This is a genomic window from Variovorax xiamenensis (assembly GCF_050916385.1).
Lineage (GTDB): Bacteria > Pseudomonadota > Gammaproteobacteria > Burkholderiales > Burkholderiaceae_C > Variovorax.
The window spans coordinates 5,819,247-5,833,011 of record NZ_CP139038.1 but is presented as its reverse complement, the minus strand read 5'-3'; the positions used below and the strand labels follow the sequence as shown (position 1 = coordinate 5,833,011).

At 68.3% G+C, this 13,765-nt stretch carries 15 protein-coding genes; 9 read left to right on the top strand and 6 right to left on the bottom strand.

Annotated elements, in window-relative coordinates; genetic code table 11:
• Nucleotides 1-21: 21 nt before the first annotated feature.
• Nucleotides 22-693 (bottom strand): nuclease-related domain-containing protein, encoded by a 672-nt coding sequence (locus SFB74_RS26630; RefSeq protein WP_432727382.1) that lies wholly within the window; start codon nucleotides 691-693, stop codon nucleotides 22-24.
• A 203-nt stretch (nucleotides 694-896) separates the two neighbouring features.
• Between SFB74_RS26630 and SFB74_RS26625 the strand changes: the two genes are divergently transcribed.
• The 8 genes from SFB74_RS26625 (at nucleotide 897) to SFB74_RS26590 (ending at nucleotide 8,177) form a co-directional block, all read left to right on the top strand.
• The gene (locus tag SFB74_RS26625; protein WP_093210124.1) at nucleotides 897-2,057 is read left to right on the top strand and encodes a porin; all 1,161 of its coding nucleotides are present in this window, start codon (nucleotides 897-899) and stop codon (nucleotides 2,055-2,057) included.
• 121 nt (nucleotides 2,058-2,178) lie between these two features.
• Entirely contained in the window at nucleotides 2,179-2,445 is a 267-nt protein-coding gene (locus SFB74_RS26620; protein WP_432727380.1) for a hypothetical protein, read from the top strand.
• Nucleotides 2,445-3,053 (top strand): ATP-binding protein, encoded by a 609-nt coding sequence (locus tag SFB74_RS26615; protein WP_432727378.1) that lies wholly within the window; start codon nucleotides 2,445-2,447, stop codon nucleotides 3,051-3,053. The genes SFB74_RS26620 and SFB74_RS26615 overlap by 1 nt, the downstream gene beginning before the upstream one ends.
• Nucleotides 3,054-3,301: 248 nt before the next feature.
• Nucleotides 3,302-3,985: a response regulator transcription factor gene (locus tag SFB74_RS26610; RefSeq protein WP_432727376.1), complete on the top strand. Its 684-nt coding sequence runs from the start codon at nucleotides 3,302-3,304 to the stop codon at nucleotides 3,983-3,985.
• A complete protein-coding gene (locus SFB74_RS26605; protein WP_432727374.1) occupies nucleotides 3,982-5,352 on the top strand; it encodes a sensor histidine kinase in 1,371 nt (456 codons plus the stop codon). Before SFB74_RS26610 ends, SFB74_RS26605 begins: the two co-directional genes overlap by 4 nt.
• 159 nt (nucleotides 5,353-5,511) lie before the next feature.
• Nucleotides 5,512-6,000, top strand: a complete 489-nt coding sequence (locus SFB74_RS26600) for a tripartite tricarboxylate transporter TctB family protein (protein WP_125946716.1) — start codon at nucleotides 5,512-5,514, stop codon at nucleotides 5,998-6,000.
• A gap of 37 nt (nucleotides 6,001-6,037) precedes the next feature.
• A complete protein-coding gene (locus SFB74_RS26595; protein WP_432727371.1) occupies nucleotides 6,038-7,549 on the top strand; it encodes a tripartite tricarboxylate transporter permease in 1,512 nt (503 codons plus the stop codon).
• A 148-nt stretch (nucleotides 7,550-7,697) separates the two neighbouring features.
• Entirely contained in the window at nucleotides 7,698-8,177 is a 480-nt protein-coding gene (locus SFB74_RS26590) for a hypothetical protein (protein ID WP_432727369.1), read from the top strand.
• 18 nt (nucleotides 8,178-8,195) lie between these two features.
• Here the strand turns inward: SFB74_RS26590 and SFB74_RS26585 are convergent, their stop codons facing one another.
• Entirely contained in the window at nucleotides 8,196-9,776 is a 1,581-nt protein-coding gene (locus SFB74_RS26585) for a hybrid sensor histidine kinase/response regulator (protein WP_432727368.1), read from the bottom strand.
• Complete coding sequence (locus SFB74_RS26580; protein WP_432727366.1) at nucleotides 9,773-11,254, bottom strand: ATPase domain-containing protein; 1,482 nt, start codon at nucleotides 11,252-11,254, stop codon at nucleotides 9,773-9,775. Before SFB74_RS26580 ends, SFB74_RS26585 begins: the two co-directional genes overlap by 4 nt.
• Nucleotides 11,255-11,496: 242 nt before the next feature.
• Between SFB74_RS26580 and SFB74_RS26575 the strand changes: the two genes are divergently transcribed.
• Nucleotides 11,497-11,676 (top strand): DUF3606 domain-containing protein, encoded by a 180-nt coding sequence (locus SFB74_RS26575; RefSeq protein WP_432727365.1) that lies wholly within the window; start codon nucleotides 11,497-11,499, stop codon nucleotides 11,674-11,676.
• Nucleotides 11,677-11,692: 16 nt separating this feature from the next.
• Here the strand turns inward: SFB74_RS26575 and ureG are convergent, their stop codons facing one another.
• From ureG to ureE, 3 genes are read right to left on the bottom strand one after another with little or no spacing between them, the layout of a single operon-like run.
• Nucleotides 11,693-12,343: an urease accessory protein UreG gene (gene ureG / locus SFB74_RS26570; protein WP_432727364.1), complete on the bottom strand. Its 651-nt coding sequence runs from the start codon at nucleotides 12,341-12,343 to the stop codon at nucleotides 11,693-11,695.
• 16 nt (nucleotides 12,344-12,359) lie between these two features.
• Entirely contained in the window at nucleotides 12,360-13,028 is a 669-nt protein-coding gene (locus SFB74_RS26565; RefSeq protein WP_432727363.1) for an urease accessory protein UreF, read from the bottom strand.
• Nucleotides 13,029-13,036: 8 nt separating this feature from the next.
• The gene (gene ureE, locus SFB74_RS26560; RefSeq protein ID WP_432727361.1) at nucleotides 13,037-13,690 is read right to left on the bottom strand and encodes an urease accessory protein UreE; all 654 of its coding nucleotides are present in this window, start codon (nucleotides 13,688-13,690) and stop codon (nucleotides 13,037-13,039) included.
• Between the last annotated feature and the right edge of the window lie 75 nt (nucleotides 13,691-13,765).

The following is a 13,765-nucleotide window of genomic DNA, read 5'->3' as shown; positions in this document are numbered from 1 at the left end:
GTCGGGGTCTTTACTTCCGGCTTACTGCAACCCCATCGCGTTCGATGCCGCCCATGCCGGCGCCGCGGCTCCTTGCGGGGCGTGCGTGCTTCTTTCGCGGCAGTTGCGCAGGTGGTCCTCCATCGTCAGGCCTCCCTGTATATCGAGCAGGCGCTCCACGGTGCGATCGACGGCCTGCTCGTCCAGAAGCGGGTAGTTGCGCGCCAGCCGCCCGTTGTTGCGCACCAGGCGCGCGATGTAGGGCAGATCCTGCTGCGTGATGACGGCCGCCGGCATCACGCCCTCGAGCTCGATGCCCTCGCAGGGCAGCAGCACGAAGTACTGCAGCCGCAGCTCGTCGGACAAGAGGCTTCGCAGCTGCGATGTCTTGCGTCCGCCCTGCCACGCGGGGTCTTTCACCTCGCGCGCGTTCTTGCCGCCGTGCAGGCGAAGAAACCAGCGCGGCGGCGACTGGTCCGACTTCTTGCGGTAGACGAAGGCGTTGCGCCAGGCCTTGATCTCGAAGAGGTACACGCCGGTCTCGCACACCAGCACCGCATCGACGCGCGCGGTAGGAATCGTGTGCCCCTCGGGCATCGGGATGATGAGGTTGCGAAGAATGCGCAGGTAGGAAAAGGTCGGGCTGAATGCGCTGGCGAGCTGCTGCACACCCAGCGAGGTGGCGGTGGTGCTCGGCGGCAAGGCAATGGTCATGGAGAGCTCCTTCGATCGGGGGAGCATCGCGCCGCTTTTGGGAGACTTCTTGAACGAGGTGTTTCCTTCGGTCGATGGCGATGGTTTGCGTGCAAACAACAGTTCTCGCAAAGCAACGGTCAACCACAAGATTCCTCCGAATTTGAACGGGACCATGCATGCCTGCTGCTCGATGTGGAGCCGCTGCAACTGGAGAACCCTGAATGAAGAAAACCCTCACGGCATTCGCTGCCCTGGCCGTCTGCGGCCTGGCTTCTGCCCAATCGTCGGTCACGCTGTTCGGCGTCGTGGACGCCGGCCTGACCTACCAGTCGACGACCTCGCGCGACACCACCACCGGCGCGTCGGTCAAGCAAAGCAAGACGAGCCTGGGCAACTCCGCCTACAACTCCAGCCGCATCGGCTTCCGCGGCACCGAGGACCTCGGCGGCGGGCTGGCCGCGAGCTTCTGGCTCGAAGCGCCCATCACCAACGACGACGGCGCCACCGGCATCTCCACCTTCTCGCGCCGCTCCACCGTGAGCCTGTCGGGTGGCTTCGGCGAACTGCGCCTGGGCCGCGACTACACGCCCACCTTCTGGAACGACACCGTCTTCGACCCGTTCGGCACCAACGGCTCGGGCACGAACGTGATCAGCACCGTCAGCGGCAACACCACCATCAACAACGCCAACTACGTGCGCGCCAGCAACTCGATCGGCTACTTCCTGCCGCCGAACCTGGGCGGCTTCTACGGCCAGGTGCAGTACAGCCTGCACGAGAACGCCAGCACCGACGCGACCAGCACCACCGCAGCCTCGAGCAGCAGCGCGGGCCGTTACGTCGGTGGCCGCTTCGGCTATGCCAACGGTCCTCTGGACGTGGCGCTGGGCGTGGGCCGCAGCACCGTGGTGGACACCACCGCGCTGGAGCGCAGCGTGCAGACCATCAACCTGGGTGCTTCGTACGACTTCGGTCCGGTGAAGCTGTTCGGTGAACTCTCGAACGTGAAGAACAAGTTCGACTACTCGGCAGCGGCCGACAGGCACGACAGCTACAACGGCTACCTGATCGGCGCGACCGTGCCGGTGGGTGCCGGCCTGATCCGCGTGGCGTACTCGCAGGTTCGCTACAACGAGGGTACGGCCGGCATCACGGGCGAAGACCCGCTGGCGCGCAAGTTCGCGATCGGCTACGTGCACAACCTGTCCAAGCGCACGGCGCTGTATGCGACGGTGGCGCGCGTGAACAACCGCAACGACGTGAACTACACGGGCAGCCTGGTGTCGGCCAGCACCACCGGCTACGGCAGCACGGGCACGAGCTACACGGGCCTGCCGCGTTCCTCCACCGGCTACGACTTCGGCATCCGCCACGCGTTCTGAGATTGAACGCGCGCCGCGCGGAAGAGAAGGGGCATGCGCATGCAGCCCTTTTTCTTCCGCGCGGCTTTTTCGTTTCCGCTTCTCTTCTTCATTCCATCCAACCAGCAGTGAGCTTCGACCCATGAACCGAGTCCGACTTCTCGCGGGCGTGCTGGCGGCCTCCGGCCTGACCGGCTGCATCATGCTGCCCCCGCCGCCCATGCCCTACCGTCCGCCGCCGCCGGGCTTCCGTGGCGAGGGACCACCCCCGCCGATGCTCTTCGGCGATGCCCGCCGCCCGCCGCCTCCGGGATGGGGCATGTGCGAAGCCGGCCATGCTCCGGCACAGGAACGCTGCGCGCGCGACCTGCCGGGCGAACCGGGGCAGCAGCCTCCGGGGGCGCGCTGATGAGCGGCGCGCAGCTGCACTCGGGCAACCTCGGCTTCATCATCGCCGCCGTGATCCTTCTCGGGTTGGGCAGCGTGGTCGGCATGATGTGTTCGCTCTTCATCGCCAACGTGCGGCAGAGCGCGAAGGCGCGCGAGTTCGCGCAGCAGGCCCGGAAGGAAGCGCAGCAGCGCATGGGCGCGAGCCGCGCGCAAGATATTCGTCCGCTGCTCGACGCGGCCTCGGCCCAGGCCGACGGCAGGGCCATCCGCCTGGACATCCAGCTGCCGCAGGAAGCGGTGCGCGTGTTCGCCATCGAGGCGGAACTGCGCGAACTGCTCGCGAAGGTCACGGCCTATGCGGCCAGCGTGATGCGCGCCGGAGCCACGCTGCAGGTGTCGGCGCACGCCGATGGCGGGCAGGCGGTGATCCACTGGCGCGATCTCGATGCAGTCGATGCGCATCCCCCGCTCGCAAGGTTCTTCGACAGCAAGCTTTCGGCCGCCATGGCGGCCAGCGCAAGAGCCTGCGAGCGCATTGCCGGCCATCACGGCGGGCGCATCTACTCGGCGCCCGACGGCGGCGGCGTGCTGGGGCTCACGCTGCGCCTGCCGCTGCTGCAGGCCTGAGGGCCTGGGTGCGGCAGCCGAACATGGACAAACGGTAATGAAGCGGCTGCGCTTTCTCTGATCCAATGGCGGCTAGGATGGCCCCGGCGGCGCCCGCGTGAACGTGACGATGGGGCGCCGGCCGACCCCATCGCCATGAGCATCAGAACGCAGCCTCTTTCCGGTCCTTCCGGTCTTCCTTCTTCATCGCCAGCCTCTTTCGCCGTCCCGCTTCGGGGCGCCGCGCGGGAGTGCTAGGCCCCACGGCCATGTGGCGCTGCCTCATCGTCGAGGACGACGCCGACAACGCGCGCTACATCGCCGACGGCTTCCGCTCGCTCGGCCACGTGGCGGTGATCAGCCGCGATGGCGCCGACGCGCTCGCGCGCGCCACGGGCGAGCAGTGGGACATCGTCATCCTCGACCGCATGCTGCCCAACGAGGTGGATGGCCTGTCGATCCTCTCGACCATGCGCGCGCTCGGCAAGAAGACGCCTGTGCTGGTGCTCAGCGCGCTGAACGCGCTCGACGAGCGCGTGCGCGGCCTCAAGGCCGGTGGCGACGACTACCTGGCCAAGCCCTTTGCCTTCTCCGAGCTCGCGGCGCGCGCCGAGGCGCTGGTGCGGCGCTCGCGCACCGGGCCCGAGATCCGCACGCTGCAGGTGGCCGACCTCACGCTCGATCTCGCGCGCCGCCACGTCGAGCGCGGCGGCCGCGCCATTGCCCTGCAGCCGCGAGAGTTCCGGCTGCTGGCCTATCTGATGATGCATCCGGGCCAGGTGGTCACGCGCACCATGCTGCTGGAGGCGGTGTGGGACTACCAGTTCGACCCGCAGACCAACGTGATCGACGTGCAGGTCAGCCGGCTGCGCGGCAAGCTCGACGCGGGCGGCGCTCCCACGCTGATCCACACCGTGCGCGGCGTGGGCTACACGCTGGCGCCGCCGCAATGACGGCCGCCCTGCGCCGGCTGTGGCGCTCGGTCGGCTTCCGGCTCGCCTTCTACTACGGGCTGCTGGTAGCGATCACCATGCTCGCGGCGCTGGCCATCGTCTACATGCAGACGGTGGGCGTGCTGCAGCAGCGCATGGTGCGACAGGTGGCCGCGAGCATGCAGCAGCTGATGGTGCGCTACGACGCGCGCGGCGCCGACGGCGTGGCCGGCGAGATCGCCAATGCGCTTTCCGACGGGCGCAACTCCGACAACGAGATCTACCTGCTCACCGACCGCGAAGGCAACAAGCTCGCGGGCAACCTCGACCAGATGCCCTCGCAGGCTCCCGATGCCGGCGACGGCGTGCATCGCCGCGTGGTCCGCGCGGGCCAGACCGTCATCGCGTATCTGGTGATGCGCCCGCTGCCCGACGGCGGCCTGCTGGTGGTGGGGCACGACCTGCGCGACCAGGAGTCCATCGAATCGCTGGTGGCCAGCGCCAGCGCGGCGGCCGGCATCGTGGCGGTGCTGCTGCTGATCGGCGGCACCTTCGTCTTTCGCCAGGAGTTGGAGCGCAGCGTGGGCGCGGTGCGGCGCACGGCCGCGCGCATCGCGGCGGGCGAGCTGCAGGAGCGCGTGGAGCCTTCGGGCGAGGAGGACGAATTCGCGCTGCTGGAGCACGACATCAACGCGATGCTCGACCGCATCCAGTCGCTGATGGACGGCGTGCGCCACGTCTCCAACACCATCGCGCACAACCTGCGCACGCCGCTCACGCGCGTGCTGGTGCGGCTGCGCGCGGTGGAGTCGGGGCTCGACGCGAACGACCCGCAGCGCGAGGCCGTGGCCACCGCCATCCGCGAACTCGAGGAACTGGCCGTGGTGTTCGAGAAGCTGCTTCAGATCGCGGAAGTGGAAGCCGGCGCGCGGCGGCAGCAGTTCGCGCCGGTGGCGCTGCACGTGATCGCCGACGACGTGGCGGAGCTCTACGAGGCCGTGGCCGAGCTGCACGGCATCGTGCTGCTGCGCGATCCCGCCGACATGGCCGTGGCGCTGGGCGACCGCGACCTGCTGGCGGGCGCCGCCGCCAACCTGCTCGACAACGCGCTGAAATACGCCGGCACCGGCGCCACCGTGCGCATAGGCACGCACACGGTGGATGGCAGGGCGCAGCTCTTCGTGCAGGATGACGGGCCCGGCATCCCGCAGGCCGAGCACGAACGCATCGGCGTGCGCTTCCACCGGCTCGACCGCAGCGTGCCAGGCCACGGGCTGGGGCTGGCTAGCGTGTCGGCGGTGGTGGCGCTGCACGGCGGGCGGCTGGACTTCGCGGATGCGAAGCCGGGCCTGCGTGCCTGCATCGACCTGCCGATGGCGGACGGCTGAAGGCCGGGCGCCTTCGCTGCCTTCGTTCTTCCTGCCTCTCGTCCGTTCGCAACATTGCCGGATGGCAATGTTTTGTTCATGCACAGCGCAGCCGTGAATTCCTAGGATCGCCTGGGGCACATCCCGTGCCGATCAATGCAGTTCCAGGAGACATCAACGGTGAGAATCAAGAGTCAGAGAGACTTCTGCTCGGGCGTGCTCTTCAGCGCCTTCGGCGTGGCCTTCGCGTGGGGCGCCACGACCTACAACGTCGGTACCGGCGCCCGCATGGGGCCGGGCTACTTTCCCCTGATCGTGGGCATCCTGATCGCGCTCATGGGCGTGCTCATCACGCTCAAGGCGCTCGCGGTGGAGACCGACGACGGCGAGCCCATCGGGCGCATCGCATGGAAGCCGCTGGCCTTCATCATCGGCGCGAACCTGATGTTCGGCGTGCTGCTGGGCGGCCTGCCGAGCATCGGCCTGCCGTCGATGGGGCTCATCGTCGCCATCTATGCGCTGACCTTCATCGCTAGCCTCGCCGGGGACAACTTCGGCTGGAAGGGCGTGACCGTCCTCGCCACCATCCTCGCGCTCGGCAGCTACCTGGCCTTCGTGGTCGCGCTGAAGCTGCAGTTCCAGGTGTGGCCGACCTTCATCTCGGGCTGATGCGCAAAGAAGAACAACAAGACCAAAGACAAGACACATGGACCTGATTACCAATCTCTCGATCGGCTTCGGCGTCGCCTTCACGGCGCAGAACCTCGTCTACGCCTTCGTCGGCTGCCTGCTGGGCACGCTGATCGGCGTGCTGCCGGGCATCGGCCCGGTCGCGACCATCGCGATGCTGCTGCCTGCCACGTACGCGCTGCCGCCCGTGTCGGCGCTGATCATGCTGGCCGGTATCTATTACGGCGCCCAGTACGGCGGCTCCACCACCGCCATCCTGGTGAACCTGCCGGGCGAGTCTTCATCGGTGGTGACCGTGATCGACGGCTACCAGATGGCGCGGAAAGGAAGGGCAGGGCCGGCACTTGCGGCGGCAGGCCTGGGCTCGTTCTTCGCGGGCTGCGTGGGCACGCTGATCCTGGCCGCCTTCGCTCCGCCGCTGACCGAGCTGGCCTTCAAGTTCGGCCCGGCCGAATACTTCTCGCTGATGATCCTGGGCCTGATCGGCGCCGTGGTGCTGGCTTCGGGCTCGCTGCTCAAGGCCATCACGATGATCCTGCTGGGCCTGGCGCTCGGCCTCGTGGGCACCGACGTGAACTCGGGCGTGGCGCGCTACAGCTTCGACATTCCCGAACTGACCGACGGCATCGGCTTCATCGCCATCGCGATGGGCGTGTTCGGCTATGGCGAGATCATCGCCAACCTCGCGGTGCCCGAGCACGAGCGCGAGGTGTTCACCGCCAAGGTGAAGGGCCTGTGGCCCACCAAGCAGGACTTCAAGGACATGACGCCCGCCGTGCTGCGCGGCACGGCACTGGGTTCGGCGCTGGGCATCCTGCCCGGCGGCGGTGCGCTGCTGTCGGCCTTCGCGGCCTACACCATCGAGAAGAAGATCAAGCTCAAGCAGGGCGAGATCGCTTTCGGCAAGGGCAACATCCGCGGCGTGGCCGGCCCCGAGTCGGCCAACAACGCAGGCGCGCAGACTTCCTTCATTCCGCTGCTGACGCTGGGCATTCCGCCCAACGCGGTGATGGCGCTGATGGTGGGCGCGATGACCATCCACAACATCCAGCCCGGCCCGCAGGTCATGACCAGCAACCCGGAGCTCTTCTGGGGCCTGATCGCCTCGATGTGGATCGGCAACCTGATGCTGATCGTGCTGAACCTGCCGATGATCGGCATCTGGATCAAGCTGCTGACCATTCCCTACAAGTGGCTCTTCCCGTCGATCGTGCTGTTCTGCGCGGTGGGCGTCTACTCGGAGAACAACAACACCTTCGACGTGTGGATGGTGGCGATCTTCGGCATCGTGGGCTACCTGTTCCTCAAGCTGAAGTGCGAGCCCGCGCCGCTGCTGCTGGGCTTCATCCTGGGGCCGATGATGGAAGAGAACCTGCGCCGCGCGCTGCTGCTGTCGCGCGGCGACTGGAGCGTGTTCGTGATGCGGCCGCTGTCGGCGGGGCTGCTGGTCGCCGCCGCGCTGCTGCTGATCATCGTGCTGCTGCCTTCGGTGAAGGCCAAGCGCGAAGAGGCCTTCGTCGAGGACTGACGACGAGGGAAGGGCCGGGAAGGCTGGGGAAGGGCGTCGGACCGGAACTCCGCGCGATACTTGCGGTCCCACGCTGCCGCCGCCTTCCTTCCCTTCGATGCCCGTCGTGCGACTTCCTTCTCCCTCGATCCTTCTTCGTGCGCTCGCCATGAGCGCTGCTCTTTTCGCAGCAGGCGCCCTGCATGCGCAGGCCCTGCCGCCCGGCGTGCGGCTGGGCATGTCGGCCGAGGAACTGCAGGCCGCATTGCCCGCCGCCGAACGCGTGCAGAGGCCGCAGCGCCTGGGCGGCGGCCTTGTCGGCTCATGGCGCGCGGCGCCAGTCGAGATGGCGGGGCTGCTGTTCGAGCCGACCTTCTTCTTCGCGGCTTCCGAGTTGCGGCGCGTCGAATACGTGGCCTCGGCGCAGGCAGCGCCCGATGCCGGCGCGGCGGCCTTCGCGGCGCTGGTGCAGTGGGGGCGCGGCGCCTTCGGCAACGAGCTTTCGTCGCGCGACCCCGGCAGCGCGTATGCGGCATGGGTCAGCAGCGACACAGACATCTACGTGCAGCAGCAGTCGGGCGATCCGCGCCGGGCCAGTGTGCGGTTGGTCTACAAGGCACGGCAGCTGCGCGACGGCAGCGAGCTCTGAAGAGAAGGGCCGCCTGCCTCAGGCCGTGCCGCGCTGGTCGAGTTTCTGCAGGGCCATCGCCAGTTCGTCTACATCGACCGGCTTCAGCAGGTGATGGTCGAAGCCGGCCCGCGCGATGCGCAGCCGGTCGTCGGGCTGGCCCCAGCCCGTAACTGCGATCAGGCCGATGCCATGCAGCCGCGCATGCGCTCGCAGGCGACGCGCCAGCTCGCAGCCGTCCATGCCCGGCATGCCGATGTCCAGGATGGCGATCGAGGGATCGAACTGCTCGGCCTTCGCCAACGCATCCGGGCCGTTGAACGCCACCGCGACCTGTGCGCCGAACAGCTCCAGCAGCGCCTCGAGCGACTCGGCCGCGTCGCGGTTGTCGTCCACCACCAGGATGCGGTGGTGCGCCGCGATGGTGGTTTCGGGCGCTCCGGTTTCCGCGCCGGGGCGCACTCCGTGGTCGAGCAGTGGCAGGGACACCGTGAACTCGCTGCCCCGGTCCACGCCGTCGCTCCTGGCGTCGACCGTGCCGCCATGCAGCTCCACGATGCTCTTCACCAGCGTGAGGCCGATGCCCAGGCCGCCCTGCGCGGCGCGCGCGGTGCCACTGACCTGCACGAACATGTCGAAGATCGCGTCCAGCATGGCGGCCGGAATGCCGGTGCCGCTGTCCTTCACGCGCACCACCGCATGGCCATGCCCGTCACTCTCCAGGAACACGTCGATGCGTCCGCCCTCGGGCGTGTACTTGGCGGCGTTGTTCAGCAGGTTCGCGAATACCTGCGTGAGGCGCACGCTGTCGCCCCTGACGGCCAGCGAGGCGCCGGCCAGGTGCACCTCGAGGGTGTGGCGACCGGCGTCCATCAGCGGGCGGCTGAGTTCCACCGCGCTGCGAATCACCTTGTCCAGCGCGAGTTCGTCCAGCTTCAGCTCGATCTTGCCGCGCGTGATGCGCGAGACCTCCATCAGGTCGTTCACCAGCCGCACCATGTGGTCGAGCTGGCGACCCATGAGCTCGTAGTAGGGCAGCGCGGCCTCGGATGTCAGCGGCTTGCGCTTGAGGATGGCCAGCGCCGTGCTCAGCGGCGCCATCGGGTTGCGCAGCTCGTGGGCGAGGGTGGCCAGGAACTCGGTCTTGCGCCGGTCGGCCTCGTTGAGGTCGTCGAGCATGCGGCGCAGTTCGTACTGCCGCCGCCGCGCGCGCAGCGCGCTGCGCAATGCGCTCACCAGCGAGGCCACGCGGATCGGGCGCTCCAGCACCGTGACGTTGGCCATGCCTTCCATGGCAGTGTTGATGGCGCGCGAGTCGGCGCCCTGCCGCGCGAGTATCAGCACCGGCAGGTCGGACCATGGGGGCTGGGCCGCCACTGCCGCGGCGAGTTCGCCGGCGCCGCTGCCCGCGAGCATCTCCTCGGACACCAGCAGCGCGCCGGCGCCGTGGCCCATTTCGCGCAGCAGCTCCGGAATGCCGGCGCACGTCTGCGCCTCGATGCCGGCGCGCAGGAGCACGGCGGCGGTCATCGCGGCGTCCTTCGCGGTCGCCGGTCTCATGAGCACGCGCAGCTGCGGATCTCGCAGTTGCGGCAGCTGGATCGCCGGGCTCTCGGTCACGGCGGGGGCTTGGAAACGCCGTCGATCGGCACGGGCACGCCGGTCAGGATGCCTCGGAAACGGTGCAGCGGATCTCCCACGTGCAGGCCGCGCTGGTCCATCGAGAAAGCGCGGATGGAGCGCTCGTGTGCGCCGCCGCGCTTCTTGAGCACCGAGATGGCCTGGCGCACCTCGCCTTCGGCCTCGTAGTAGCGCAGCAGCACCACGGCGTCGGCCAGGTAGCTGGCGTCCACGGGGGTCTGCATCTGCGCGCCGATGAGCCCGTGCTGCGCGCCCACCAGCAGCGTGGCCACGCCGGATTGCCCCAGGTAGGTGAGCAGCTCGTGCAGCTGCACGATGAGAAAGCGCTCGTCGGGCATCGCGTTGAGATACCCGTTCAGGCTGTCGATGGCGATGACCTTCGCGCCGTGCCGCGTCACGGCCTGGCGGATCTCGTGCACCAGCTCGCCGGGCGATAGTTCGGCCGGGTCGACCTGCTTGATGCGGATGCGGCCCGATTGAAGATGAGGCTCCAGCTTCATGCTCAGGCCGGCGCTGCGGGTGCGCAAGGTGTTGATGCTCTCGTCGAAGATGAAGAGCGCGGCAGCCTCGCCGCGCTCGGCCGCGGCGATGGCGAACTGCACCGCCACCGACGACTTGCCCGTGCCCGGCGCGCCGACGAACAGGGTGCTGGTGCCTTTCTCGAGGCCCCCGCCCAGCAGCGCGTCGAGTGCCTCGATGCCGCTGGGCAGCTTGGTCAGCGCGATGTCGTTGAGGTGTTCGGCCGCCACCAGTCGCGGAAACACCTGCAGGCCGCCGCGATGGATCTTGTAGTCGTGATAGCCGCCGCGGAACGACTGGCCGCGGTACTTCACGACCAGCAGGCGGCGGCGCGCGGCGCCGTAGTCGGAGTTCGACTGCTCCAGCCGCACCACCGCGTGCGCGATGCTCTGCACCTGGAGGTCGTGCTCGGTGGCGGTCATGTCGTCCAGCAGCAGCACGGTGCACTGGCGCCCCGCGAAGAACTGCTTGAGCGCCAGGATCTGCCGGCGGTAGCGCAGCGAGGTGCCCGAGAGCAGCCGCAGCTCGGACAGCGAATCGAAAACGATGCGCGAAGGTTTGATGGCCTCCACGTCGCTCAGGATGCGCAGCGTGGTTTCGCTCAGCTCCACCTCGGAGGGGTGGAACATGGTGTATTGCTCCTCGGGCTGCAGGCTGTCCTGGGTGGGCAGCATTTCCCGCACGTGGACCCTGGAGATGTCCCAGCCGTGCGAGTCGGCGACGCCGCGCAGTTCGGGCTCGGTCTCGGACAGCGTCACGTACAGCACCGACTCGCCGCGCGCCACGCCTTCGAGCAGGAACTGCATCGCGATGGTCGTCTTGCCGGCACCGGGTGTGCCTTCGAACAGATAAAGCCGGTTTGGCTCGAGGCCGCCGCCGAGCACATCGTTGAGGCCCGGCACGCCCATGCTCAGCAGCCGCTGGTTATGAGGCTCCATGGTCGCTTCTCCGCGAATGAATGAATCAAGGTAACTGCGTGATTCAAGCATCCGGGCCGCGGCAGGCTTGCAGGACGGCACCGCATGCACGCGGCCGTGGGGGGACTATGGCAGTTGTCCTGCAAGGTGGGGCGGATTCGTCCGGCGGCCCGGATGGGGCGCACGGAGAAACTGCTTCACCGGCCCCCGCCGCCCTGGCACTTCATTCCAGCAACCAATTTCCGGCTCTTCAGGAGAAGACGATGCGCGAAGACACCGAGATCCGCATTCCACGGGACGATGAACGGATCGACGTCACAGACCTCAAGGAGGTCGACTACTGGACTCAATGGTTCGGCGTGAGCGAGGAGCGCCTGCGCACCGCCGTGGCCTCCGCCGGCACGGTGAGGGACGACCTGCGGGTCTACCTCGGCCTGCCCTGATCCTTGCGGGCCGGCTTCAGGCCGCGGCCAGCATGCCCTTTTCCTCGATGAACGCGACCACGTCGGCCACGCCCGAGAGCGTCTTGAGGTTCGTCATCACGTAGGGGCGCTGGCGGCGCATGCGCTGCGTGTCCTGCTCCATCACGTCGAGATTGGCGCCCACGTAGGGTGCGAGGTCGGTCTTGTTGATGACGAAGAGGTCGCTCTTGGTGATGCCGGGGCCGCCCTTGCGCGGAATCTTCTCGCCGGCCGCCACGTCGATCACGTAGATCGTGAGGTCCGAGAGCTCCGGGCTGAAGGTGGCCGCGAGGTTGTCGCCGCCCGATTCGACGAACACCACGTCGGCGTCGGGAAAGTCTTCCAGCATGCGGTCGATGGCCTCGAGGTTGATCGAGGCGTCCTCGCGGATCGCGGTGTGCGGGCAGCCGCCGGTTTCCACGCCCATGATGCGCTCGGCCGGCAGCGCGCCGGCCACGGTGAGCAGGCGCTGGTCTTCCTTGGTGTAGATGTCGTTGGTGATGGCGACCAGGTCGTACTTGTCGCGCATCGCCTTGCAGAGCATTTCCAGCAGCGTGGTCTTGCCCGAGCCGACCGGGCCGCCGATGCCCACGCGCAGCGGCGGAAGTCTCTTGGTGCGGTTGGGAATGTGGTGCAGGGCGGAGGTCATGGGGATGGTGCTCGGTTCAGCTTCGGAAGAGGCGGGAATATTGTGTTTCGTGGCGGGCCGACAGCACCGCCAGCAGGGGCGCGAAGGCCTGGCGTTCGTCGTCGCCGAGGGCCATCGCGCGGGTCACGGCATCTGGGATCTCCTGTGCCAGCCGCCCGAGGATGCGCTGGCCCGCGCTCTGGCCCAGCGGCACGGCCTTGACGGCGGCGCCGACCATGTTCTCGGCCCAGCCGAATGCGAAGGCCAGGCAGCCGTCGTGCGCCGAGGCTCCCGAGCGGTTCGCTGCGAAGGCAAATGCGATGGGGTAGCTCGCGCCCAGGTCGGCGAAGACTTCTGCCGTGTCCGCATGGTGCAGCTTCAGCCATTCGACGAAGGAGCGGCCCATCTGCTCGGTCTGCAGCAGGAACTCGGCCGATTCGCGCGTGGCCATCACCCAGTCGTTGAGCTGGCGCACGCGAGGCATGTCGTCGGCGCGCCAGGCCTGCATCGCCTGCGCGAAGACGGCGAGATCGCCGCGGGCGAAGCTCAGGTGCAGCTGGTCGGAGAGCCATTCGGCGGCGCGCGGCTCCGAGTCGATGCCAGCCCATTCGACGGCAGCCTCGACGCCTTCGGAGTACGAGAAGCCGCCGACCGGAAGGGCCGGGGACGCCAGCCAGATCAGTTGCAGGAGGCCCTGGGCGGACATGTCGGCGATCAGTGGGAGTGGCCGTGATGTCCGTGGCCGCGGTCATGGCCGTGCGAGTGGCCGTGACCGTCATGGTCGTCCAGCAGCTCCGGCGCGAGGACCAGCGGCTTCTGTCCGTCGCCGCTTCCGTGCGAATGCCCGTGGTCGTGGTCATGGTGGGAGTGCCCATGGTCATGGCCGTGGCCGTGCCCGCCATGCGAATGCTCGTGCGATCCATACGCACCGCCCTCGGGCTCGAAGGCCTCCTCGACCGCCACGACGATCAGGTGCATCGAGCGCAGCATGTCGGCCAGCACGTGGTCGGGCTCGATCTTCAGGTGGTCGGGCTTCAGCTCGATCGGCACGTGCCGGTTGCCCAGGTGGTAGGCCGCGCGCGTCAGGTCGAAGGGCGTGCCGTGCGCCGTGCAGTGCGTGATGCGCAGCACGGGCTGCGGCGCCGCGACCACGCGCACCAGCGAGCCGTCTTCGGCCACCAGCACGTCGCCGCCGCGCACGGCGGTGCCGCGCGGCAGGAACACGCCGATCTGGCGGCCCTGCGAGTCGGTGGCGTCGAAGCGGCTCTTCTGGCGGATGTCCCAGTCGAGCTCGATGGTGGCTGCGCGCTTGAGCAGCACGGGCGCGAGGCCGCGGCCCTGGGGCATGAGTTTGTTGGCGGTGAGCATGGTGCAAATGGAGCGCCCCGGAGGGCGCCCGCTGGCTGGATGAATACCTTCGAGGATACGCAGCCTGTCAAGCAG